20 protein-coding genes are annotated in these 22420 nt (G+C 73.1%); 5 read left to right on the forward strand and 15 right to left on the reverse strand.

Annotated elements, in window-relative coordinates:
• Positions 1-148: 148 nt before the first annotated feature.
• The gene (locus ACPXCB_RS05550; protein WP_425872735.1) at positions 149-310 is read left to right on the forward strand and encodes a hypothetical protein; all 162 of its coding nucleotides are present in this window, start codon (positions 149-151) and stop codon (positions 308-310) included.
• A gap of 85 nt (positions 311-395) precedes the next feature.
• Here ACPXCB_RS05550 and dapE read toward each other — a convergent pair whose 3' ends face one another.
• On the reverse strand, positions 396-1469 hold the full coding sequence (gene dapE / locus ACPXCB_RS05555) for a succinyl-diaminopimelate desuccinylase (RefSeq protein WP_425872737.1): 1074 nt from the start codon (positions 1467-1469) through the stop codon (positions 396-398).
• Between the two features lie 118 nt (positions 1470-1587).
• On the opposite strand from dapE, the gene dapD reads away from it, so the two are divergent.
• On the forward strand, positions 1588-2544 hold the full coding sequence (gene dapD, locus ACPXCB_RS05560; RefSeq protein ID WP_425872739.1) for a 2,3,4,5-tetrahydropyridine-2,6-dicarboxylate N-succinyltransferase: 957 nt from the start codon (positions 1588-1590) through the stop codon (positions 2542-2544).
• Positions 2545-2596: 52 nt separating this feature from the next.
• On the opposite strand, the gene ACPXCB_RS05565 is transcribed toward dapD, so the two are convergent.
• The gene (locus tag ACPXCB_RS05565) at positions 2597-5962 is read right to left on the reverse strand and encodes a S8 family serine peptidase (RefSeq protein ID WP_425872741.1); all 3366 of its coding nucleotides are present in this window, start codon (positions 5960-5962) and stop codon (positions 2597-2599) included.
• 98 nt (positions 5963-6060) lie between these two features.
• Between ACPXCB_RS05565 and ACPXCB_RS05570 the strand changes: the two genes are divergently transcribed.
• Positions 6061-6618, forward strand: a complete 558-nt coding sequence (locus ACPXCB_RS05570; RefSeq protein ID WP_151456224.1) for a sugar O-acetyltransferase — start codon at positions 6061-6063, stop codon at positions 6616-6618.
• Positions 6619-6658: 40 nt separating this feature from the next.
• Here the strand turns inward: ACPXCB_RS05570 and ACPXCB_RS05575 are convergent, their stop codons facing one another.
• From ACPXCB_RS05575 to fdxA, 5 genes are all read right to left on the reverse strand, one after another.
• Positions 6659-7306, reverse strand: a complete 648-nt coding sequence (locus tag ACPXCB_RS05575) for a nucleoside/nucleotide kinase family protein (RefSeq protein WP_425872743.1) — start codon at positions 7304-7306, stop codon at positions 6659-6661.
• Positions 7306-7953 (reverse strand): SIMPL domain-containing protein, encoded by a 648-nt coding sequence (locus ACPXCB_RS05580; protein WP_425872745.1) that lies wholly within the window; start codon positions 7951-7953, stop codon positions 7306-7308. Before ACPXCB_RS05580 ends, ACPXCB_RS05575 begins: the two co-directional genes overlap by 1 nt.
• Positions 7954-8056: 103 nt before the next feature.
• On the reverse strand, positions 8057-9082 hold the full coding sequence (locus tag ACPXCB_RS05585; protein ID WP_425872747.1) for a prephenate dehydrogenase: 1026 nt from the start codon (positions 9080-9082) through the stop codon (positions 8057-8059).
• Positions 9083-9101: 19 nt separating this feature from the next.
• Positions 9102-10208: a succinyldiaminopimelate transaminase gene (gene dapC, locus ACPXCB_RS05590; RefSeq protein ID WP_425872909.1), complete on the reverse strand. Its 1107-nt coding sequence runs from the start codon at positions 10206-10208 to the stop codon at positions 9102-9104.
• Positions 10205-10531 carry a ferredoxin gene (gene fdxA, locus ACPXCB_RS05595; protein ID WP_091422126.1) on the reverse strand — a complete coding sequence of 109 codons (327 nt, stop codon included), beginning with the start codon at positions 10529-10531 and terminating at the stop codon, positions 10205-10207. The genes dapC and fdxA overlap by 4 nt, the downstream gene beginning before the upstream one ends.
• A 79-nt stretch (positions 10532-10610) precedes the next feature.
• On the opposite strand from fdxA, the gene ACPXCB_RS05600 reads away from it, so the two are divergent.
• Positions 10611-11570 (forward strand): GNAT family N-acetyltransferase, encoded by a 960-nt coding sequence (locus ACPXCB_RS05600; protein ID WP_425872748.1) that lies wholly within the window; start codon positions 10611-10613, stop codon positions 11568-11570.
• A 187-nt stretch (positions 11571-11757) separates the two neighbouring features.
• Here the strand turns inward: ACPXCB_RS05600 and ACPXCB_RS05605 are convergent, their stop codons facing one another.
• From ACPXCB_RS05605 to mshB, 3 genes are all read right to left on the reverse strand, one after another.
• Positions 11758-12225: a hypothetical protein gene (locus ACPXCB_RS05605; RefSeq protein WP_425872750.1), complete on the reverse strand. Its 468-nt coding sequence runs from the start codon at positions 12223-12225 to the stop codon at positions 11758-11760.
• Positions 12226-12302: 77 nt separating this feature from the next.
• A complete protein-coding gene (locus ACPXCB_RS05610) occupies positions 12303-12740 on the reverse strand; it encodes a hypothetical protein (RefSeq protein ID WP_425872911.1) in 438 nt (145 codons plus the stop codon).
• Between the two features lie 17 nt (positions 12741-12757).
• Positions 12758-13684 (reverse strand): N-acetyl-1-D-myo-inositol-2-amino-2-deoxy-alpha-D-glucopyranoside deacetylase, encoded by a 927-nt coding sequence (gene mshB / locus ACPXCB_RS05615; protein ID WP_425872751.1) that lies wholly within the window; start codon positions 13682-13684, stop codon positions 12758-12760.
• A gap of 87 nt (positions 13685-13771) precedes the next feature.
• Between mshB and ACPXCB_RS05620 the strand changes: the two genes are divergently transcribed.
• Positions 13772-15913, forward strand: coding sequence for a prolyl oligopeptidase family serine peptidase (locus ACPXCB_RS05620; RefSeq protein WP_425872752.1), 2142 nt, complete (start codon positions 13772-13774; stop codon positions 15911-15913).
• 203 nt (positions 15914-16116) lie between these two features.
• Here the strand turns inward: ACPXCB_RS05620 and ACPXCB_RS05625 are convergent, their stop codons facing one another.
• The 5 genes from ACPXCB_RS05625 to ACPXCB_RS05645 all read right to left on the reverse strand — a co-directional run bounded on the left by ACPXCB_RS05625 (position 16117) and on the right by ACPXCB_RS05645 (position 22228).
• The gene (locus ACPXCB_RS05625) at positions 16117-17862 is read right to left on the reverse strand and encodes an ABC transporter substrate-binding protein (protein WP_425872754.1); all 1746 of its coding nucleotides are present in this window, start codon (positions 17860-17862) and stop codon (positions 16117-16119) included.
• 109 nt (positions 17863-17971) lie between these two features.
• On the reverse strand, positions 17972-18958 hold the full coding sequence (locus tag ACPXCB_RS05630; protein ID WP_425872756.1) for an ABC transporter permease: 987 nt from the start codon (positions 18956-18958) through the stop codon (positions 17972-17974).
• A 12-nt stretch (positions 18959-18970) separates the two neighbouring features.
• Positions 18971-19972 carry an ABC transporter permease gene (locus ACPXCB_RS05635; protein WP_425872758.1) on the reverse strand — a complete coding sequence of 334 codons (1002 nt, stop codon included), beginning with the start codon at positions 19970-19972 and terminating at the stop codon, positions 18971-18973.
• On the reverse strand, positions 19969-21057 hold the full coding sequence (locus ACPXCB_RS05640) for an ABC transporter ATP-binding protein (RefSeq protein ID WP_425872760.1): 1089 nt from the start codon (positions 21055-21057) through the stop codon (positions 19969-19971). The genes ACPXCB_RS05635 and ACPXCB_RS05640 overlap by 4 nt, the downstream gene beginning before the upstream one ends.
• 115 nt (positions 21058-21172) lie before the next feature.
• Positions 21173-22228 carry an ABC transporter ATP-binding protein gene (locus ACPXCB_RS05645; RefSeq protein ID WP_425872913.1) on the reverse strand — a complete coding sequence of 352 codons (1056 nt, stop codon included), beginning with the start codon at positions 22226-22228 and terminating at the stop codon, positions 21173-21175.
• Between the last annotated feature and the right edge of the window lie 192 nt (positions 22229-22420).

Below are 22420 nucleotides of genomic sequence, written 5' to 3' on the forward strand. Positions count from 1 at the left end.
GGGCCGCCTAGGGCGACGGGCGGGGCCGGGCCGGGCGACGATCGGGAAATATTTTTCCGGATCTTGGGCAACTAATTCGGTCGCACGGGCGTCTTACTATTCACATACCGGGTATGCCCCGGCGCGCGCCTTCGGGGGAGGAGTCAGCGTGATCAGCAACAGCGAGATGATCCGGATCCGGCGGCAGATGCAGCGCCGCATCCGCGACGTGGTGGCCGAGCGCCGCCGCGCCCGCCTGATGGAACCGTCCACCGACCAGGGCGGCCAGACCGACGTCCGGCCCGCCGCCGACGCGTCCACCACCGTCTGACCGCACCGACGACACCGTGCACGGAAGGTCCGCGTCGTCCGACGCGGACCTTCCGTCCATGCGGGGGACACCCGCGCGGAGAGCGTCAGGAAGAGGCGAGCCAGCGGCGCAGGGTGACGGCGCCCTCCCGGATCTTGCTGATCTCCACGTGCTCGTCGGGGTGGTGGGCCAGGTTGGGGTCACCGGGGCCGAAGTTCAGCGCCGGGATGCCCATCGCGGCGAACCGGGCCACGTCCGTCCAGCCCAGCTTGCCGATCGGCGCGGCACCGACCGCGGCGAGGAACTCCTTGGCGGGTGCCGCCTCCAGCCCGGGCGGGGCACCGGCGGCCGAATCCGTGACCCGCACGTCGAAGCCGGCGAAGACCTCGCGCAGGTGCGCCTCGGCCTCGGCCGGGGTCCGGTCCGGCGCGAACCGGTAGTTGACCTCGACCTCGCACCGGTCGGGCACCACGTTGCCGGCCACGCCGCCGTGGATGCGGACCGCGTTCATCCCCTCCCGGTAGTCGCAGCCGTCGATGGTCACCCGCCGCGCCTCGTAGTTGGTCAGCCGGTCGAGCACCTCGCCGGCCGCGTGGATCGCGTTCACCCCGTGCCAGGAACGGGCCGAGTGGGCGCGTACGCCGGTGGTGGTGACGACCGAGCGCATGGTGCCCTGGCACCCCGCCTCGACGATGCCGTGCGTCGGCTCCAGCAGCAGCGCGAAGTCGGCCTCCAGCCACTCCGGGTACGCGTCGGCGACCAGGAAGAGGCCGTTGTACTTCGACTCGATCTCCTCCGCCTCGTAGAAGAAGTACGTCACGTCGTAGCGCGGGTCCGGCAGGCTCACCGCCAGGTTCAGCGCGAACGCCACCCCGGACTTCATGTCCGAGGTGCCGCAGCCATACATCAGGTCGCCGCGCATGGTCGACGGGAAGTTGTTGTTCAGCGGCACCGTGTCCAGGTGACCGGCGAGCACCACCCGCTGGTCGCGGCCCAGGTCCGTCCGCGCCATCACCGTGTTGCCGTGCCGGTACGTGGTCAGGTGCGGTACGCCCCTCAGCACCTCCTCCACGCAGTCGGCGATCGCCTTCTCGTTGAGGGACACGGACTCCATGTCGACCAGCGCGCGGGTCAACGCCACCGGATCGGCCAGGACCTCGGGGGTCAGCGGGTTCTCCATGGTTCGCACGGTACCGTCAGATTCGGCGAGCGCGTGGAGCGAGCGTTCCGGGGCGGCCCGCGCGGGACGCGGGACGCGGAGGGCTCGCCGGCCCGCAGCACGAACGAGAGGTGAATCAGTGACGTCCGAATCCGCCTGGGGCATCGGCCTGGCCACCGTTACCGCTGACGACCAGGTGCTCGACACCTGGTATCCGACGGGCAAGCTGGGCCTCGGCGAGCTGCCGCTGGTCGCCGGCGAGGACGAGGCGGACGTGCTGGACCTGCCCCCGGGAGCGATGGGCGACCGGGCGCTGCCCGGGCTGCGTACCGTCCAGGTGGTCACCGTGATCGGCTCGCTGGACGAGCCGATCAAGGACGCCGCCGACGCGTACCTGCGGCTGCACCTGCTCTCCCACCGCCTGGTGCGACCCAACGAGCTCAACCTCGACGGCATCTTCGGCAAGCTGGCGAACGTGGCCTGGACGTCCGCCGGGCCGTGCCCCCCGGAGCGGGTCGACGAGCTGCGGGTCATCGAGCGGGCCGCCGGCCGCCACCTGGCCGTGTACGGGGTGGACAAGTTCCCCCGGATGACCGACTACGTGGTGCCGTCGGGCGTGCGGATCGCCGACGCCGACCGGGTGCGCCTCGGCGCGCACCTGGCGGCCGGCACCACCGTCATGCACGAGGGCTTCGTCAACTTCAACGCCGGCACGCTCGGCACCTCGATGGTCGAGGGCCGGATCGTGCAGGGCGTGGTGGTCGGCGACGGCTCCGACATCGGCGGCGGCGCCTCGATCATGGGCACCCTCTCCGGCGGCGGCACCGACAAGGTCCGCATCGGCGAGCGCAGCCTGGTCGGCGCGAACGCCGGCGTGGGCATCTCGCTCGGCGACGACTGCATGGTGGAGGCCGGCTGCTACATCACCGCCGCCTCCAAGATCACCCTGCCGGACGGCCGGGTGGTCAAGGCCCGCGAGCTGTCCGGGGTGGACAACCTGCTGTTCTGGCGCAACTCGGTGACCGGTGCGCTGGAGGCGAAGCAGCGCAGCGGCAGGGGCATCGAGCTGAACGCCGCGCTGCACGCCAACGACTGACGGTCGCCCCCCGCCGGGCCCGCGGTCGGCCGCGGACCCGGCGGGGTACGCCTCAGCGCAGGCGGTACGCCTGGATGACGCGCTGGGTGACCGTGTTTCCGGCGGTGTCCCGGGCGGTGGCCCGCAGCGAGACGTGTCCGGTGCCGGCCGGGTGCTGCACGGTGGCCGTCCAGCCGTCCCCGCCGCCACGGATCCGGGCCCGCTGCCAGGTCTTCCCGCCGTCGTAGGAGACGTCGACGGTCAACGCGGCGACCCGGGCCGAGGGCGCGCCCGGCTGCCGCTGCACCGTCACCGGGATCGCGAAGCTCCGGCCCGCCGGGGCGGCGTTGTCCCGGTCCAGTCGGGGCGCGAACCGGATCGCCGACGCCGGCAGCACGGCCGGGTCGTCCCCGGCGACGTGCCGGGACCGGAACGTCCAGGTGGCTGACACCTCGGTCGAGAGGTCGGTGAAGCTCCGCTTCGACGACGTCTCCAGCCGGTAGTCGGCCGCGCCCGGCGGCACGTCGAACCCGCCGTACGCCGGCTCCTCGTTCTCCCCCACCAGCGTCCCGTTGCGGTAGAGGGCGGTGCGGGCGGTGTCGGCGACCGAGCCGCCGGGGTGCCCCTCGGCGTCACTGTGCAGCGGCAGGCCCACCTCGATGCGGTCGCCCCGGCGGACGATCCCCGCCTCCGGGAACGACGGCCCGTACGGCGCGCTGTTCCAGCTCTCCCGGTAGTGCCGCCCGGCGCGCAGGCTCCGCTCCTCGGCGAACAGGATCGCCTTGGTGTCGAGCCAGCCGTCGTCGGTCGGCACCCCGAACTCCAGCTCGGAGGACCAGCGCACGCCCCGGGTGTTGTAGTGCTCGACCCGTTGCCCGGGGGTGGCGGTGCGCAGGCCGACCGCCCAGCCGCCGAGGTCGGGTTCCCGGTGCGCGAAGACCAGGCGCATCGCGGCCAGGCCGGGGCTGCCGCCGTTGAACCGGTGGGTGACGGTGGCCAGGTCGCTCGCCCGGTAGTGCCGGACGAAGCCGGTCGGCATCCGGCCCGGCACGGCCTCGTTGAGGGCGTAGAGGTAGGGGCTGCTCGCTGCCTCCAGGTCGGCCCACTGGCCGCTGACCGTGGCGACGAACCGCTGTGCGGGCACCGGCTTCCCGAGCCCTGCGGTGAAGAGACCGTCGAAGTCGGAGTCCAGCAGGCCGAAGGTGTAGCTGCCGTTCTCGGCGAGGAAGCTGGCCTCGGTGACGGCGAGCGCCGGGGTGGCCGAGCGCTGCGGGACGCTCATCCTGACCGGCTTGCCCCGTCGGGCGTCGAGGGTGATCCGCGTGTCCCCGCCGACCACCAGCTCCGGCTGGACGAGCTGGGTGGCCGCGGTGAACTCGTCGCCGTCCACCTCGAACACGTAGCTGATGAGCCCGTACCGGCCCTTGGGGACCCGCAGCTCGGCGGTGCCGTCCGGGTCGTACAGGTCATACGGGTTCAGCTCGGTTAGGGAAACCAGCGTGGTGCTGTGCTCGCCGGTGGGCACACCGGCACGGTTCAGGTGCCGGGCGGTCACCGTGTAGCTCTCCACCTCCCGGTGCACCGCGAGCGGGATGCCCGCCGGGAAGTTGTCGCCGCGGACCACGATCCGGCCGGTGTAGTGGCCGTCCGGGCCGTCGACGCGGGTGTCGGCGGTGACGGTGGTGCTCGCCGTGCCGCCGGCCGGCACGCTGATCCGGGTCGCGCCGAGAGTGAACATGCCTGCCGGGGCCGGCCTGCCGTCCGGGCCGGTCGCCTCGACGGCCAGCTCCAGGTCGGTCGCGGTCCCGCTGTCGTTGCGCCAGGTCACCGTGCGGGTGACCAGGGCGTCGTCGCCGTGCGGCCAGAGCGTCCGCCCGAACGACACGCTCGGCGGGTCGTTGGTCAGCGACTGCCAGGTCGCCTTGGCCAGGTCGACCCGCCCGGCTCCCTGCTCGTATGCGGTCAGCTCGGGATCCGGCTTCGCCGAGGACATCAGGAGTGCCTTGATCTCGCCGGCCTTCGAGCCGGGCCGCATCTGGGCCATCAGCGCCGCCGCGCCGCTGACGTGCGGGGCCGCCATCGAGGTGCCCGACATCGCCACGTACCCGGTCCCGGCCGGGTCGCCGATCACCCCGTCGCGGCTGCGCGCCGCCACGATCCCCACTCCCGGGGCGGTGATGTCCGGCTTCAGCGCGTCGTCACCGGTGCGGGGACCACGGCTGGAGAAGTCGGCGAGGCTGTCGTCCCGGTCGACGGCGCCCACCGAGAGGGCGGCGTCGGCCGTGCTGGGGGAACTGACCGGCGCGAACCGGCCGGAGTTGCCGGCGCTGATCACGAACAGGGCGCCGGTCTGCGCGGTGAGCGTGTTGACGGCCGCCTCCAGCGGGTCGACCTCCGGGGTGTCGAAGCCGCCGAGACTGAGGTTGATCACGTGGGCCCGCTGCTCGACCGCGGCCCACTGCATGCCGGCGAGGATCGCCGACTCCGGGCAGCCGTACGTCTCGCAGACCTTGCCGTCGAGAAGGGTCGCGTCCGGGGCCACACCGCTGTGGCGGCCACCGGAGGCGGCGCCGCTGCCGGCGATGGTCGAGGCGACGTGGGTGCCGTGCCCGACGACGTCGCCCGGCGCGGACTCCTCGGTGAAGTTGCGCACCTGCGCCACCCGGCCGGCCAGGTCCGGGTGGGTCGCGTCGATCCCCGTGTCCAGCACGGCGACCCGGATGCCCCGGCCGGTCCAGCCGTTCCGGTGCGCCTCCGGCGCGCCGATCTGCGGCACGCTGCGGTCGAGCGTGAGCTGCCGCCGGCCGTCGAGCCAGATCCGGTCGGCGCCCCCTGCCGCGCCGACCCTCGCACCGGCGGCGGTGACCGCCGCCCAGACCTCGGCGGCCCGCCGCTTGCTCGCCGTGGCGGCGAGCCCGCCGGCGGCGGGCAGCTCACGGGTGACCGTCACCCCGGCGGGCACGGCGGAGCGCCGGGCCGCGCCGGCGCTGCCGGTGATCAGCAGGGGCAGGTCGTCGCGCCGGGCGTCGTCGTAGCCGGCGGCGACCAGTTCGGTGACGTCGAACAGCCGCCGGTCGATCCGCCCGTCCCGGATGGGCGCCACGGCGTCCTCGGGTACGACGGAGACGTGCCCCCGCTCCCGTCGGGTCAGGAAGCGGACGTCCTCGCGCCCGGGTGCGGGTCGCACACTGGCCCGGGTCCCGCTGACGGTGACCCGGTCGCCGGTGAGCAGGGTGACGGTGACCGGGCGGCTGGCGTCACCCACCCGGGACGGCGGGGTCGCGTCGGGACGGACGGTCGGTTCGGCGGGCTTCTGGGCAACGGCCATGCCGGGGGTGCCGAGCACCATGCCGAGCATCAGACCGAGACCGACCAGTTTTCTTCTTCGCTGCAACGGATCCTCCTCGTCGGGCGTTACTACCTGTAGGGAGAGACGCATTGACAGTCATTAGACTTGCATACCGAGTATGCAAAATGAAGTCACAAAATTGACGGACCAGCCAACGAACGGGCCTGATCAGCGGAGATGATCGACCGGTGACATCCATGAAGGAACGCATGCTGGCCGGCGAGCCGTACATCGCCGACGATCCGGAGATCGCCGCCGACCTGGACCGGGCCACGCGGCTGATGGAAGCCTTCAACACCAGTCCGGCCGCCGACCCCGAGGCCCGGCTCGCGGCCCTGCGCGCCCTGCTCGGCGAGGTCGGCGAGGGGACCTACGTCCGACCGCCGCTCTACGTCGACTACGGCTGGCAGGTCCGGATCGGGCCGCGCAGCTTCGTCAACTTCAACGCGGTCCTCCTCGACGTCGCCCCGATCACCATCGGCGCCGACGTCCAGATCGGACCGAACGTGCAGCTGCTCACCCCCACCCATCCCGTCGAACCCGGGCCCCGCCGCGACAAGTGGGAGGGGGCCAAGCCGATCACCATCGGCGACAACGTCTGGCTCGGCGGCGGGGCCATCGTGCTCGCCGGCGTCACCGTCGGGGAGAACACGGTCGTCGGCGCAGGCGCCGTGGTGACGAAGGACCTGCCGGCGAACGTGGTCGCCGTGGGCAACCCGGCCCGCGTCGTACGCCAGCTCGACTGACAGCGTCAGTCCGCCGCGCACCCTCCCGCCGGCCGACCCGTCAGGGCAGCGGCGGCTCGGCGAGCCGGACGACCAGGTCGGCGCGGTGCGCGGTGCCGGCCACCAGGGCGGCGTTGGCCTCGTCGCTGCCCGTCGCCCACGCCCGGGCCTGTTCCGCCGACCGCCCGTACGACTCGTGCCGGGCGGTCAGCCGGCGCAGCCGCAGCTCGGCATCCAGGTCGAGGAACCACGCCTCGTGCAGCAGCGGCCGTATCTCGTCCCAGGGCGTCCCGGTCAGCAGCAGGTAGTTGCCCTCGGTGACCACCAGCCGCACCGACGGCGGCACCTCGATCGAGCCGGCCACCGGCTCCTCCAGGTCCCGGCGGAACGCCGGCGCGTAGACCGCCGTCGGCTCCAGCCGGCGCAGGCGGCGCAGCAGCGAGACGTAGCCGTTGGCGTCGAAGGTGTCCACGGCGCCCTTACGCTCCGCGCGGCCCAACCGGCGCAGCTCGGCCTGCGCGAGGTGGAAGCCGTCCATCGGCACCAGCCGGGCGGTGGGGCCGACCGCCTCGACGATCAGCTCCGCCAGCGTCGACTTGCCCGCGCCGGGCGGCCCGGCGATGCCGAGCAGCTGCCGCGGGCCGGCCCCGGCGAGGGCCCGCGCCCGCGCCACCAGCTCGTCGGTGCCGACGACCCGGGCGCCGGCCATCAGCCGAGTACCGGCTCGCTGATCGCGAACCGCGCCTGCACCGCGGCGTGCACGGTCTGCGGCTGCGGGTCGAGTTCCAGCTCCGGCGGGCCGCTCTCCGCGCCGTCGCCCATCGCGTACGCCATCCGGCTCATCATCGGCTGCTCTGCCGCGCCCGCGTCGGCCAGCTCGATCAGGGCGGTCACGCGGGCGCCGAGGGCCTCCGCGTACTCGCGAGCGCGCAGCAGGGCGTCGGCGAGCGCGGCGTGCCGGGCCTCGCGGTGGGCCGGGCTGTCCGGCCGCAGCGACCACCACGGCCCGGCCACCTCGATCTGGTCCTGGTCGGCGAGGCGCAGCATCAGCTCGCCGAGCGCGGTGAAGTCGCTGACCGTCACGGTGGTGGTCACGCTGCCGCTGTACGCCACCACCCGCTCGCCGGAACGCCGGGTCTCCGGCCTGACCTGAAGCTCGCCGGTCTCCCGCCGGTCGATGCCGGGGCCCTCGCCGTCGAGCAGCACCCGGACGGCGGCGGCCCGCTCGGCCAGCCGCGTCAGGGTGGCCTCGCGGTCCCGGTCGCGTGCCCTGGCCGTCACCGCGAACCGGGCGAGCTCCGGAGCCACCTCCCGGTACGCCTCGCCGCGCACCGCCACCACCGGCCCGTCCACCATGCCCTCACCCTAACCGCGCGCCCGTCGGCCCGCCCGCCGTCCGACCGCACGTCGACCGGGTGCGGTCGGCGGTCCCGGTCGCGCACGCCCCGGCCGGTCCGGCTCAGGCCGAGTGGGCCGTCGCCGGGAGGTGGCCCGTGTAGCCGACCCGGTCGCCGTCGACCCGGCACTCGGTGAGGTAACCGCCGGCGGCCCCCAGCTCCATCAGGAACTCCACCTCGGCGCGGTGGTCGCCGTCGGCGGGGAACTCCTGCCGGTGGGCGAGCAGGTCACGGTCGAACAGGACGGTACGCAGGTCCCGCGCCCCCTCGAAGTGACCGACCAGGGCGTCGATGTCCTGGTCGCGCAACGCGGCGGCGAGCCCGTCGAGGAACGCAGCGACCTGGCCGAGCTGTCGCACCACCTGCTCGCGGTTGTCGAAGAGCATGTCGGCCGTACGCCGGGCCGGGGTGCCGGCGACCCGGGTGCCGTCCCGGAAGCTGCCCGCGGCGAGGCCCAGCACGGCGTCCCGGAGGTCCGACTTCGCCACCGCGCCGGCGAGGCTGTTGGCGAGCAGGTGGGGGATGTGCGAGGAGAGCGCCACCACCGAGTCGTGTACCGCCGGCGACATCGGCACCACCCGGGCGGCGAAGACGTCCACGATGAGGCCGGACAGCATGCGGAACGACCGGATCCCCTCGGCCGCCGGGCAGAGCACCCACGCGGCCCCCTCGAACAGCGCCGGCACGGCGGCGGCGAGCCCGGAGCGTTCGGTGCCCGCCATCGGATGGCCCGGTACGAACCGGTCGGTCAACCCGTTGGCCGCGGCGAAGGCGGCCACCGCGCCCTTCGTGCTGCCCACGTCGGTGAGGACGCAGCCGCCCCCGGTGTGCTTCGCGACGGTGAGCAGGGTCTCCGGCAGCCTCGGCAGGGGGCCGCAGAGGAACACGACGTCACGGTCGCGGACGGCCCCGCCCAGGTCGTCGGGGAAGGTGATCCCGCGTTCGCGCCCGGTCGCCCGGGTGGCCCGGTCCGGGTCCCAGCCGGCGACGTCCAGCCCCGCCTCGTGCAGCCGCAGCAGGACCGAACCGCCGATGAGGCCGGTGCCCACCACGGCGACCCGGGGTCGCCCTCGCGAACTCTCCACCATCACGCGCCTCGGCGGTCGCTCAGGCGCGCAGCCGGCCGGCGACCGCCGCCACGTGCTCGTCGGACTCGGTCAGCGCCACCCGGACGTGCTGCCGGCCGCCCGGGCCGTAGAAGACGCCCGCAGCCGCGAGGATGCCCCGCCGGGCCAGCCAGTCGATCGTCTCCCAGCAGTCCTCGCCCCGGGTCAGCCAGAGGTAGAGGCCGGCCTCGGAGTGCTCGACGGTGAAGCCGGCGTCGGTGAACGCGGCGTGCAGGATGTCCCGCCGGGCCCGGTAGCGCTCCCGCTGCTCGTCGGCGTGCCGCTCGTCGCGCAGCGCGGCCACCATCGCCGCCTGCACCGGCGCCGGCACGATCATCCCGGCGTGCTTGCGGACCTTGAGCAGCTCCGCCACCAGTGCCGGGTCGCCCGCCACGAATCCCGCCCGGTAGCCGGCCAGGTTGGACCGCTTGGAGAGCGAGTGGACGGCCAGCACCCCGTCGTACGACCCGCCGCAGACCTCGGGCGAGAGCACCGAGACGGGCTCGGCGGCCCAGCCCAGCGGCAGGTAGCACTCGTCGCTGGCGACCACCGCGCCGCGCTCCCGGGCCCAGTCGACCACCTTGCGCAGGTGGGCCGCCGGCAGCACCCGGCCGGTCGGGTTGCCGGGCGAGTTGACCCAGACCAGGCGCACCCGGGGGGTGGGGCCGACGGCGGTCAGCGAGTCGGCGCGCACGACGGTGGCGCCGGCGAGCCGGACCCCGTCCTCGTACGTCGGGTAGGCGATCGACGGCACCACGACGACGTCGCCGGGACCGATCCCGAGCAGGGTCGGCAGCCAGGCGACGAGTTCCTTGGAGCCGATCGTCGGCAGCACGCCGAGGCCGTCGACACCGGCGCCGCAGGCCCGTGCCACCCAGGCCGCGATCGTCTCGCGCAGCAGCGGCGTGCCAGCGGTCAGCGGATAGCCCGGCGCGTTGGACGCGTCGGCCAGCGCCCTCCGGATCACCTCGGGCACCGGGTCGACCGGCGTACCCATGGAGAGGTTGATCAGGCCCTCAGGATGCGCCGCGGCCAGTGCGGCCGCGGCGTCCAGGGTGTCCCAGGTGAACTCCGGCAGCCGTGACGAGACCGGCGCGGGCCGGTTCAGTGGCCCTCGCCGCGCGGCGGCTGCGCGGCGACGAAGGTCGCGTCCTTCTCCACCTTGCCGATCTTCGAGGCGCCGCCGGGCGAGCCCAGCTCCTCGAAGAACTCGTAGTTGGCGCCGGTGTAGTCCTTCCACTGCTCCGGGACGTCGTCCTCGTAGAAGATCGCCTCGACCGGGCAGACCGGCTCACAGGCCCCACAGTCGACGCACTCGTCGGGGTGGATGTAGAGCATCCGGTTGCCCTCGTAAATGCAGTCGACCGGGCATTCCTCGATGCAAGCCTTGTCGAGCACATCCACGCACGGCTCGGCGATGATGTAGGTCACCGGTCTTCTCCTCCGCAAGACACGCCGCGATCACCCGCGACGGTTAGAGCCTAGTATCTCGCCGGGGAGGGGGTCGATCGTGCTCCGACAGCAGGATGTGGGACACCGGATCGTGGTTCGCCGAATCGTGGGGATTCGCGAAGGTCGGCCGCTCTTCTCGGACGCCCTCGGCGAACTGGTCGAGCTGAGCGAAACCCATCTCACACTCGCCACCGCGCAGGGCCGGCTCCGGGTCCCCGTGGCCGAGGTGCACCGGGCAAAGCGGGTGCCGCCGGCCCGCCGCCCCACCGCGGCGGCCGTGGTCGAGCTGGAACTGGCCGCCGACGAGGCGTGGCCCGCCGCCGTGCGGGGACGGCTCGGCGACTGGCGGCTGCGCGCCGCCGACGGCTGGACCGGCCGGGCCAACTCGGCGCTGCCCGTGGGCGACCCGGACCGGCCCCTGCCCGCCGCGCTCGACGCGGTGGAACGCTGGTACGCCGACCTCGGCCGACCGCCGATGGTCAACACCCCGCTGCCGCTCGCCGCCCCGGTCGGCGCGGAGCTGGACGCCCGGGGCTGGGTCGGCAGGCCGCCCGTGCTGGTGCAGACCGTGCCGCTGGCGGGGCTGCCGCCGGCCGCGCCGGAGCCCGCCGGAGCGCCGCCGGTCGAGCTGACCGCCGAGCCGTCGGACGACTGGCTCGCCGTCGCCGCCGGCCGCAAGGGCGGCCTGCCGGACGCCGCCCGGCACGTGCTCACCGCCGTGGACCAGGTCCGCTTCGCCCACGTGTACGCCGACGGCACGCTGCTCGCCATCGGCCGGGGCACGGTCACCGGGCAGGGGCGCTGGCTCGGGCTCAGCCTCGTCGAGGTGCTGCCCGAGGCGAGGCGACAGGGCCTGGCCGGCCGGATCATCCGCGCGCTGGCCGACTGGGGCGCCGCGACCGGCGCCTCGCGCGCCTTCCTCCAGGTCGAGCAGCACAAAACCCCGGCGGTGACCCTCTACCGCGCCCTGGGCTTCACCACCCACCACACCTACCTGACCCGCACCCCACCCCCCTGACCGCCCGCCCCCTGACCGCCCTCCCGCCGTCCGCCCCCGCCACGCGGCGCCGTCGTCCGCCGCAGCGTTGATCATGAAGTTGTTGCCAGCGGAAAGCGCTTACAGTGGCAATAACTTCATGATCAACGGGGTCAGGGGGTGGGGTGGGGGGTGGGGGGTGGGTGGGGGGTGGGGGGTGGGGGGTGGGTCAGCGGCGGACTACGCGGCGGGGCTTGGTGGCCCTCAGCTCGGCGTAGCGCTTGAGGGACTGCGAGCGGTGGTCCAGGCCCAGCGCCGTGAGGAGGAGGTAGCCGAGCAGCACGCCCACGCCGGCCGCCGCGAGGTAGAGCCAGATCTGGGCGAAGAAGGTGCCCGCGCCCCCGCCGAACGGGTCGTCGCCGACCAGCAGCGGCCCGACCAGCACCGTCAGCAGCAGCGCGATCCCGACCGCGGCGGCCAGGTCCGCGCCCCAGGCCGAGACGGGGCGACGCCTGCCCCACACGAAGGCGACCGCCGCCAGGACCAGCCCGATCACCACGAACATCCCCAGCGACACCCGGTCGGCGGCGGCCGTGTCGTCGCCGTCGAAGCCGAACCGGGTGACCAGCCGGGCGACCACGTTGACCGCGAACAGCGCGACCGCGAGGATCCCGATCGCGCGCCACCGCTCACTCATCGCACGCCTCCCGCCGTACCGCCCGCTCCAGCGGCGGGCCTCCTGGCAGGAATGTCTACCACCGGAACCTGTGCGCGTCAGTCCCCCGACCGGACCGGTGGCGGTGCCAGGATCTGCCGGAAACCCATCACCGCGAAGGTCATCGCGCCGGCCACGATCATCGCCAGGCCGACCCAGTTGTCGCCGGTGACGAGCAGGTCCCCCTCCGCGGTGCGGACCGCCGCCACGGACATCAGGACGAACCAGGGCGTCGCGGGCAGCGCCACGGCCCACCGGCGACCGACGGCCTCGTGCGCGAACCAGCTCAGCGCGATGTTCGCGCCGATGGCCACGAGCACCGAGACGCCGATCAGGTGCCCGCCGACCCGGACCGTGGCCAGCAGCAGCTCCAGCACCGCGGTGAGCGTCCCAGCGAGGACGGCGACCAGCCCGCCGGCCACCCGCAGGGCGAGGTCGAGCAGCCGCCGGGACCGCCCGGACGGTGGCGGGGCGGTCTCCTGCGGGGCGGTCGACATCGACGCGACGGGCAGGGTCACCGGTTACCGGCCGCCGAGACCGGGGACCGGTCCGGACCGTCGGCGACGTCCAGCCCGGCGAAGAGGTCGTCCTCCCAGCCGTACGGGCCGCTGCCCGGGCCCCGCCCGCCCACCGCGAGGGTGTAGTACTCCACGCCCATGAACTCGCTGCCGAAGTTGCCGGCGATGGAGTAGAGCCAGGAGGCGTCGGGGATCTGGGTGGCGTGCGCGCGCATGGCCGCCTCCTTGGCGGCGTGCTGGTCCGTGGCGTCGATCCGGGCGGCGATCTGCGCGTCCGGGGTGCCGAAGGGCAGCTCCGAGATGTCCTGGATGCCGGCGAAGGGGTTGTCCGCCGACTCGGCGAAGTGGGTCAGGCCGGCCTCCAGCACGCTGAGCGGCATCGCCGTCCAGTAGACCTTCGCCGGGGCGAAGCCCTCCGCGCCGGCCAGCTCGTACGCGCGCATCGCCACCCGGTGCGCCTGGATGTGGTCCGGGTGCCCGTAGAAGCCGTTGTCGTCGTACGTGACCATGACCTGCGGGCGTACCTCCCGCATGATCTCCACCAGGTGCCCGGCGGCCTCGTCGAGGTCGGCCTGCCAGAAGGCGCGGGGGTGCTCGTTGGTGGCGAGGCCCATCATGCCGGAGTCGCGGTAACGGCCGGCGCCGCCGAGGAAGCGGTGGTCGGTGACGCCGAGCGCGGCGCAGGCGGCGTTCAGCTCGGCGATCCGCCAGCCGCCGAGCTGGTCGGCCTCGGCCGCGGCGAGCTGGGCGAGCGCCGGCACGTGGATCTCGCCCTCCTCGCCGAGGGTGCAGGTCACCAGGGTGACGTGAGCGCCGGCGGCGGCGTAGTGCGCCATCGTCGAGCCGGTGCCGATGGACTCGTCGTCGGGGTGCGCGTGGACCAGCAGGAGGCGGCGGTCAGGCAGCGTCGTCACGCCGGTCACTCTATCCGGCGGTTCTCCTCCGCCGACCCCGACGCGTCCGCGCAGGTCGGCCACATCACCCCCGGTCCCCGCTCTACGATCTGGACTGTGGACTTTCCGGAGCTGGCCGCCCGCACCCGCCGGTTCAGCCGCGGAGCGCCGCGGGCGGTCACCGTGGCCGACGACGGCTCCCGGGTGGTCTTCCTGCGGTCGGCCGGCCCGGAGGACCCGGCCGACGCGCTCTGGCAGCTCGACGTGGCGACCGGCGAGGAACGGCTCGTCGCCGACCCGGCGGCGTTGCTCGGGGCCGACGCCGACGCCGGCGCGCTGAGCCCGGGCGAGCGCGCCCTGCGCGAGCGGCTGCGGCTGAGCGCCTCCGGCATCGGTTCCTACACGCTGGACGGCGCCGGCCGGGTGGCGGTCTTCGCGCTGGCCGGGCGGCTGTTCCGGGCCGACCTGGTGCACGGCGACGTGGTCGAGGTCGCCACCGTCGGGCCGGTGCTCGACCCCCGGCCCGATCCCACGGGGCAGCGCCTGGCGTACGTCACCGACGCCGCCGAGGGGGTCCGGCGGGGGCAGCTGCGGGTGGTCGAGCACGACGGCACGGACACCCTGCTGGCCGGCGAGGACTCCGGGGTGACCTGGGGGCTGGCCGAGCACATCGCGGCCGAGGAGTTCGACCGGTTCCGCGGCTACTGGTGGGCGCCGGACGGTCGTGCGGTGCTGGCCGCCCGGGTGGACGAGTCCCGCGTGGAGCGCTGGCACCTGCACGACCCGGCCGACCCGGCGACCCCGCCGACCACCGTCGCGTACCCCCGGGCGGGCACCGCGAACGCCGAGGTCAGCCTGCACCTGCTGGATCTCGACGACGGCTGGGTCGACGTGCACTGGGACCGGGAGACCTACCCGTACCTGACGGCCGTGCACTGGGCCGACGGGGGCCCGCTGATCACCGTGCTGCGCCGGTCCCAGCAGCACGGCCTGGTGCTCGCCGTGGACCCGCGCACCGGCGAGACCCAGGTGCACGCCGAGCTGGCCGACCCGCGCTGGGTGGAGCCGATCCCGGGCACCCCGGCGCACCTGCCGGACGGCCGGGTGCTCGTCGGCGGCGAACTCGCCCACGACGGGTACGACGCCCGCTGCCTCTTCGCCGACGGCACCCTGCTCACCCCTCCCTCGCTCTACGTGCGGCGGGTGGTGGGGCGGCTGCCCGGCGGCAGCGGCCCGGCCGACCTGCTGGTGGAGGCGAGCGACGGCGAGCCGAGCGAACGGCACCTGTTCCGGGTGCGCACGACGATCGGCGGCGGCGTGGACGCCCGCCGGATCACCACCGACCCGGGCTGGCACACCGCCGCCGTGGGCGGGGACGTGCTGGTGGTGGGCACCGCCTCGCTCGACCACGCGGGCGTCCGGTGGACGGTGCGGCGGGGCGAGCAGGAGGTGGCCGTGCTGCGCTCGCTCGCCGCCACCCCGCCGTACGCGCCGCTGCCGCTGCTGGAGCGGGTCACCGACCGGCGGCTGCCGACGGCCGTGCTCTACCCGGACAACTACGTCACCGGCCGGCGGCTGCCGGTGCTGCTGGACGTCTACGGCGGGCCGGGGCACCAGGAGGTGCTCGCGGCCCGCGCGGCGTGGCTGGAGCGGCAGTGGTGGGCCGACGCCGGCTTCGCGGTCGTCACCATCGACAACCGGGGTACGCCGGGGGTGGCCCCCTCCTTCGAGAAGGCGATCCACCGGCGGGTGGCCGACGTCGTCCTGCTCGACCAGGTGGACGCGCTCACCGCCCTGGCCGGCAAGCACCCGGACCTGGACCTGGAGCGGGTGGCGGTGCGCGGCTGGTCGTTCGGCGGCTGGCTGGCAGGCCTGGCGGTGCTGCGGCACCCGGAGCTGTTCCGGTGCGGCATCGTCGGGGCGCCGGTCACCGACTGGGCGCTGTACGACACGGCCTACACGGAGCGCTACCTGGGCCTGCCGGACGACGGCACGGACATCTACGCGCACCACTCGCTGGTGGAGCTGGCCGGCGAGCCCGTGCCGGCCGGGGAGGCGGCCCGGCCGCTGCTGCTGGTGCACGGCCTGGTCGACGACAACGTGGTGGCCGCGCACACGCTGCGGCTGTCGGCGGCGCTGCTGGCGACCGGCCGGCCACACTCCGTGCTCCCGCTGACCGGGGCCACCCACATGGCCGCCGGCGGCATCGCCGAGCGTCTGCTCAGGCTGGAACTCGACTTCGTCCGCCGGCACCTCTAGCCGCGCCCCGGCGCGGCCGTCCCCGCCGCCGTGGGCCGCCCGGGTGGAGGGCCCGCCGAGCAGTCGCGGGTCGGCCGGGCGGTGGCGCCGCCGAGCAGTCGCCGGCAGCCCACCGACACGGCGACCCCCGGCCGACGACGTTGTCGACCGGGGGTCGGTCCGTGCGGTGTCACCGCGCGGGTGTCACCGCCTCACGGGCGTTGTCACTGCTTGACGTACGCGTCCACGAAGCTCGGCCAGCCGAAGATGCTGCCGATGAAGATGCCGCCGGCCTTCTCGCCGTGCGCGATGGAGACCACCTCGACGTAGAGCGGCACCGCCGGCGCCGTCTCCTTCATGAGCCGCTCGTCGATCTTGCTCCACTCGTCGGCCTGCTTGGCCGGGTCGAGCGCGAGGATGCGGTCGAACTCCCCGTTGAGCGCCTCGTTGTTGAGCTGCGAGGTGTTGCTGTTGCCCTCGGCCTTGATGCCACGGCCGTCGAAGAGCACCGGCAGGATAGACGCGCCGCTGGGCCAGTCGGCCGCCCACGAGTCGACCCAGATGTCGTACGGGTTGTCCTTCTTCTTCACCGTGTCGAGGTAGCCGTCCTCGGGGATCGTCTTGATCGTGACGGTGAAGCCGGCCTTCTCCAGCGCGTTCTTGATCTGGGTGGCCCGCTCCTGGGAGCTGGTCACGTCGGAGGTGAGCAGCACCAGGTTCTGCGTCTTGCCGGCGAGCAGCTCCTTGGCCTTCTCCGGGTTGCCGCCCTCGCCGGCCGGGTACGCGTCGAACTGCTTGTAGCCGAGCGTGGTGGGCGGCAGCAGCGTGGTCATCGGCACGGCGCCGTAGGGGCCGCCGAGGTTCTTGGTGATGCTGGTGCGGTCGATCGCGTGGTTGATCGCCTGCCGCACCGACAGGTCGGTGACCCGGGCGGTGTTGATGCTCAGGCGGTACGCGTTCGGCGTGGCCGCGACGATCATCCGCTCCTTGAGCTTGGGGTCGCCGGTGACCTTGGCGAGCAGCTCCGACGGGACACCGCCGGTGGCGACCGCCGCGGCGTCGTTGCCGGTGCCGGCGAGCACCCGGTTGGTCTGGGCGGCCTGGTCCGCGCCCAGCGACCAGATGAACTTGTCCGGGTACTGGTGGCGCACGGCGTCGGTGGCCGGGTCCCAGTGCTCGTTGCGCTCGAGCACGATCTCGACGCCCGGGGTGTGCTTGGTGAACTTGTACGGGCCCGACGAGAACGGCTGGTTGTCCAGGTTCACGCCGGTGTCCTTGTCGGCCGGCAGCGGCGCGGTGGCCGGCAGCGAGACGGCGAACGGCAGGTCACAGCGGGGCTTGTTGAACTCGAAGCGCAGGGTCTTCTCGTCCGGCGTGGTGAGCCCCGGCGGCAGCGAGGTCTTGTTGGCCTTGAAGTCCCACTTGGTGTCGTACTGCGGGCTGTCGACCAGCCACTCCTGGAGGTAGGTCGGGCCGCCGGTGAGGTCCGGGTCGAAGGACCGGGCGATGCCGTACGCGATCTCCTTGCTGGTGATCGGCCGGCCGTCCTCGAACTTCACCCCCTGCTTGACCTTGAACTCCCAGACCTTGCAGTCGTTGTTGACGTTGGTGCCGGGGGTCTCGGCCAGGTCGCCGACCAGGGTGACGTTGCCCTTGCCGTCGTCCTTGAAGGTGGTGAGGAAGCGGGCGTAGAGCTGGCTCCCCATCAGGCCGGCGAACGAGTAGATCCGCTGGGGGTCCATGTGGGAGATCTTGTTCTCCCGCAGGATGTAGAACGTGCCGCCCTTGGCCGCGCCGGGCACCTCCGGCGCCGGGCCGAGAGAGTCCTTGGGGTCGGTCGCGATGGCACCGGTGCGCGGCTTGGTGGTGTCCACCCCGCCGGTGTCGTCACCGGTGTTCTCGCTGCACGCACCGAGGGAAACCATCAGTGCGATCGCACCGCCCAGGGCGGTGACGCGTCTTGCTCGCATACTCACTCCTCCGGATCGCCGATGAAGGAAAGCTTCGCTTAGCCTTCAATGACGGTAAATTTCGAGCAGATAACGGGGCTACAACGATCGGCACCCGGCACGCCTCGGGTCAGCCGAGGCGCACCCGGGGGTCGATGAACGCATAGAGCAGGTCGACGAGCATGTTGGCGACGACCACGAACAGCGCGGCGATCAGCACCGTCCCCATGATGGTCGGCAGGTCCCCCTGGCTGACCGCCTCCACCGCCGTACGCCCCAGCCCCTGGATGCCGAAGGTGGTCTCGGTGATCACCGTGCCGCCGAGCGCCGTGCCCACGTCGAGACCGGCGATGGTGACGATCGGCGTGATCGCCGCCCGCAGCGCGTGCTTGCCGTACACCTGCCGCTTCGGCATGCCCTTGGCCCGGGCGGTACGGACGTAGTCCTCGGAGAGCGTCTCCAGCATCTGGGCCCGGGACAGCCGGGCGTAGATCGCGGAGAAGAGCAGCGCCAGGGTCACCCAGGCCAGCACCAGCCCCCGCGCCCACTCCACGGGATTCTCGAACAGCGACGTGTACCGCGGTGTGGGCAGGATCTTCAGCGTGTAGACGAAGATCAGCAACAGGACCGCGCCGACGAAGTAGAGCTGGAGCGAGGCGAAGGTCAGGGTGAGGCCGATCGAGATCCGGTCCAGCAGCGAGCCGCGCCGCAGGGCCGAGACCATGCCGAGCCCGACCCCGATGGCGAGCCACAGCACCGCCGCGGGCAGGACGATGCTCAACGTCACCGGCAGCACCCGGGCGAAGGTGTCGGTGACCGCCTCGCTGTTGACGTACGAGTAGCCGAGGCAGGGCGCCGCGCACTCGCCACCCTGCGCGCTGCCCAGGTCGCGGCCGACGAAGATGCCCTTCATGTAGTCGGCGTACTGCTGCACCTTCGGCTCGTTGAGCCCCAACTCCGTCCGCACCCGCTCCAGACGCTCGGCGTTGCAGTTCTTCGGGCACATGCCGGTCACCGGGTCGGCGGGCAGCGCGAAGAACAGCAGGAAGCTGACCACACTCACCGCGAACAGCACCGAGATCGCCAGCAGCACCCGCTTCACCAGGAAGCGCACCATGCGCAGTACCCCTTACCGTGACGACTTCGGGTCGAGCGCGTCACGCAACGCGTCGCCGAAGAGGTTGAACGCCAGCACGAGCGCGAAGATCGTGATGCCGGGGAAGAAGACGTAGGCCGGGTCGGTCTGCAGGTAGTCGATGCTCCGGTAGATCATCCGGCCGAAGCTGGGCACCGACTCGGGCAGCCCGACGCCGAGGAAGGACAGCGCCGCCTCGCTGGTCACGTACGACGGCACCAGCAGCGAGAACGACACCAGGATCGGGGCCCAGATGTTCGGCAGCAGCTGCCGGAAGAGCATGTGCCCCAGCCCCGCACCGCTGGCCTTGGCCGCCTCCACGAACTCGCGTTCGCGCAGCGACACCACCTGACCGCGAACCAGCCGCGCGGTGCTGGTCCAGCCGAACGCGGTGAAGACCACGATCAGCGTGGTGACCGCGAACCAGGTCGGCACCTCGTCGCGCGGACCGTAGAAGCGCAGCGAGAACGTCGGCACCACGGCCAGCGCGAAGATCAGGAACGGCATCGCCAGCGCCACGTCGGTGACCCAACTGATCACCGCGTCCACCACCCCGCCGAGGTAGCCGGCGATGATCCCGAGGACCACGCCGATCGTGGTGGTGATCAGGGCCGCGCCGAGCGCGATCAGCAGCGAGGTGCGGATGCCGTAGATCATCCGCATGAAGATGTCCCGGCCCAGGCCGGGCTCCAGACCGAACCAGTGGTCGCCGCTGATCCCGCCGACGTATCCCAGCGGCATCCCGGTGCTGTCCAGCAGCTCGCCGAACTGCTCGTTCGGCGTCACCCCGTAGAGCCGCTGGACCAGGGGCGCACCCACCGCCAACAGCACGAAGAAGACCAGCACCACGCCGCTCACCAGGGCCGTACGGTCGCTGCGCAGCCGGCTGCGGACGAGCTGGCCCGGCGAGCGGCCGATCAGCGTCTTCCCCTCGCCGGCGTCGCCGCCGGATTCGATCTCGGCCAGCGCCGTGCCCTCGACCGGGGACAAGCTCATTTCGCCACCTCCTCGGCGGTCGTGCCGACCCCGGCCGTCCCGGGGTCCACCGGCCGCGCGTCGTCACCGGCCGGTCCCGTGGTGGCGCCGACCGGCCCCGTCTCCGGGAAGTGGCAGGCGGTGGCCTGGTCGCCGCCGTCGCGCGGCACCAGCGCCGGCTCCTCGGTGGCGCAGCGCTCCTGCGCCTTCCAGCACCGGGTGCGGAAGCGGCAACCCGACGGCGGGTCCAGCGGCGTCGGGACGTCCCCGGAGAGCCGGATCCGGCCCGCCGCGCCGAGCTGGGTGACGTCGGGGATGGCCGAGAGCAGGGCCCGGGTGTACGGGTGCTGCGGCCGTTCGTAGATGTCGTCCCGGTCGCCGATCTCGACGACCTTGCCGAGGTACATGACGGCGACCCGCTGGCAGAAGTGCCGCACCACGGCCAGGTCGTGGGCGATGAAGACGAACGCCAGGCCGAGGTCGCGTTGCAGGTCGCGCAGCAGGTTGACCACCTGCGCCTGGATCGACACGTCCAGGGCGGAGACCGGCTCGTCGGCGACGATCAGCTTGGGTTGCAGGGCGAGCGCGCGGGCGATGCCGATGCGCTGCCGCTGGCCGCCGGAGAACTCGTGCGGGTAGCGGTTGTAGTGCTCCGGGTTCAGCCCGACCAGTTCCAGCAGCTCCTGGACCCGCTTCTTCACCCCGCCCGGCGGGGTGATCCCGTTGACCTGCAACGGCATCGCCACGATCCGGCCCACGGTGTGCCGGGGGTTCAGCGACGCGTACGGGTCCTGGAAGATGATCTGGAGGTCCTGCCGCAGCGCCCGCAGCTCGCGGCGGCCCGCGTGGGTGATGTCCCGCCCGGCGAACTCGATGCTGCCCGCCGTGGGCTCCAGCAGGCGCACCAGCATCCGACCGGTGGTCGTCTTGCCGCAGCCGGACTCGCCCACCAGGCCGAGCGTCTCGCCCGGGCGCACGTCGAAGTCCAGCCCGTCCACGGCCCGGACCAGGCCGGTACGCCGCAGCCCGTTGCGCACCGGGAAGTGCTTGGCCAGCCCGCGCACCCGCAGCAGCGGCTCCACCGGCTCCTTGATCTCCACGTTCATCGGAGCCAACCTCCGTTCGCGACTGCGGGACTCCGCTGCGCTGCGTTCCTCGCGCTCACCGGGGCCCACCTTCCGTTCGCGACTGCGGGACTCCGCTGCGCTGCGTTCCTCGCGCTCACCGGGCCACTCCCACCTGGGCGATGTCCTCCGCGTACAGCCGGGTCCGGTCGTCGGCGGAGAGGTGGCAGGCCACCAGGTGGCCGGGCGCGCCCGCCGGGCGCAGCTCCGGGACCTCGGTGCGGGACCGGTCGGCGTTGCGGTCGGCGTAGCGGCAGCGCGGGTGGAAGGCGCAGCCGGACGGCAGGTTGATCAGGCTCGGCGGGTTGCCCTTGATCGGCACCAGGTCCGCGTCCGCGTCGCCGCGCAACGAGGGCACGCTGGAGAGCAGACCCCAGGTGTACGGGTGCTGCGGCCGGCGGAGCACCTGCTCGACGCTGCCGTGCTCGACGGCCCGCCCGCCGTACATGACCAGCACCTCGTCCGCGACCTGGCTGACCACGCCCAGGTCGTGGGTGATCAGGATGATCGCGGAGTGGAACTCGGCCTGGAGGTCGGCCAGCAGGTCGAGGATCTGCGCCTGCACCGTCACGTCCAGGGCGGTGGTCGGCTCGTCGGCGATCAGCAGGTCCGGGTCGTTGACCAGCGCCATGGCGATCATCGCCCGCTGCCGCATGCCCCCGGAGAACTCGTGCGGGTACTGGTCGAAGCGGCGGGCCGGCTGCGGGATGCCGACCCGGCCCAGCATGTCCACCGCGCGCTGGCGGGCCTCGCGCCTGCCGGACTTCGGGTGGTGCACCCGGTACGCCTCGGCGATCTGCCGGCCCACCGTGTAGTACGGGTGCAGCGCGGACAGCGGATCCTGGAAGATCATCGCCATGTCCCGGCCGCGCAGCCGGCGTACCTCCTCGTCCGGCAGGCCGACGAGCTGACGGCCGCCGACGGAGATCTCCCCGGTGATGCTGGTCCGCTTGGCGCCGTGCAGCCCGAGGATGGCCAGCGAGGTGACGCTCTTGCCCGAGCCGGACTCACCGACGATGCCGAGGGTGCGTCCCCGCGCCACCTCGAACGACACCCCGTCGACGGCGCGCACCACGCCGTCCTCGGTGTCGAACCGGACCCGCAGATCGCTCACCCGCAGGTAGGGGTCCTGACCGGAGCGCTGCTCCGGCACGTTGGGGCGGTCCGGTTTCCCGGACGGCGCCGACTCCGGCCTGTCCACGACCGCCTCCCTCAGCGACGAAGAGAACTTACAGGAAAGCACTGAGGGTGAAAATAAGCTACATAACCGGAGCTGTCAGCGGGCCACAGCGTAACGACTCTGCAACGGGCGTGAACAGCCCTCACCTCGGCATTCACCGGCGTT

This window comes from Micromonospora sp. DT62 (genome assembly GCF_049847285.1).
GTDB classification, from domain to species: domain Bacteria; phylum Actinomycetota; class Actinomycetes; order Mycobacteriales; family Micromonosporaceae; genus Micromonospora; species Micromonospora reichwaldensis.

Excerpts from the sequence above, each read along its gene's own strand:
- dapE (WP_425872737.1), bottom strand. The coding sequence starts at position 1,469 with ATGGAGAACCCGCTGACCCCCGAGGTCCTGGCCGATCCGGTGGCGTTG.
- ACPXCB_RS05565 (WP_425872741.1), bottom strand. The coding sequence starts at position 5,962 with ATGCGTCTCTCCCTACAGGTAGTAACGCCCGACGAGGAGGATCCGTTG.
- ACPXCB_RS05575 (WP_425872743.1), bottom strand. The coding sequence starts at position 7,306 with ATGGCCGGCGCCCGGGTCGTCGGCACCGACGAGCTGGTGGCGCGGGCG.
- ACPXCB_RS05580 (WP_425872745.1), bottom strand. The coding sequence starts at position 7,953 with ATGGTGGACGGGCCGGTGGTGGCGGTGCGCGGCGAGGCGTACCGGGAG.
- ACPXCB_RS05585 (WP_425872747.1), bottom strand. The coding sequence starts at position 9,082 with ATGGTGGAGAGTTCGCGAGGGCGACCCCGGGTCGCCGTGGTGGGCACC.
- ACPXCB_RS05605 (WP_425872750.1), bottom strand. The coding sequence starts at position 12,225 with ATGAGTGAGCGGTGGCGCGCGATCGGGATCCTCGCGGTCGCGCTGTTC.
- ACPXCB_RS05610 (WP_425872911.1), bottom strand. The coding sequence starts at position 12,740 with ATGTCGACCGCCCCGCAGGAGACCGCCCCGCCACCGTCCGGGCGGTCC.
- ACPXCB_RS05625 (WP_425872754.1), bottom strand. The coding sequence starts at position 17,862 with ATGCGAGCAAGACGCGTCACCGCCCTGGGCGGTGCGATCGCACTGATG.
- ACPXCB_RS05630 (WP_425872756.1), bottom strand. The coding sequence starts at position 18,958 with ATGGTGCGCTTCCTGGTGAAGCGGGTGCTGCTGGCGATCTCGGTGCTG.
- ACPXCB_RS05635 (WP_425872758.1), bottom strand. The coding sequence starts at position 19,972 with ATGAGCTTGTCCCCGGTCGAGGGCACGGCGCTGGCCGAGATCGAATCC.
- ACPXCB_RS05640 (WP_425872760.1), bottom strand. The coding sequence starts at position 21,057 with ATGAACGTGGAGATCAAGGAGCCGGTGGAGCCGCTGCTGCGGGTGCGC.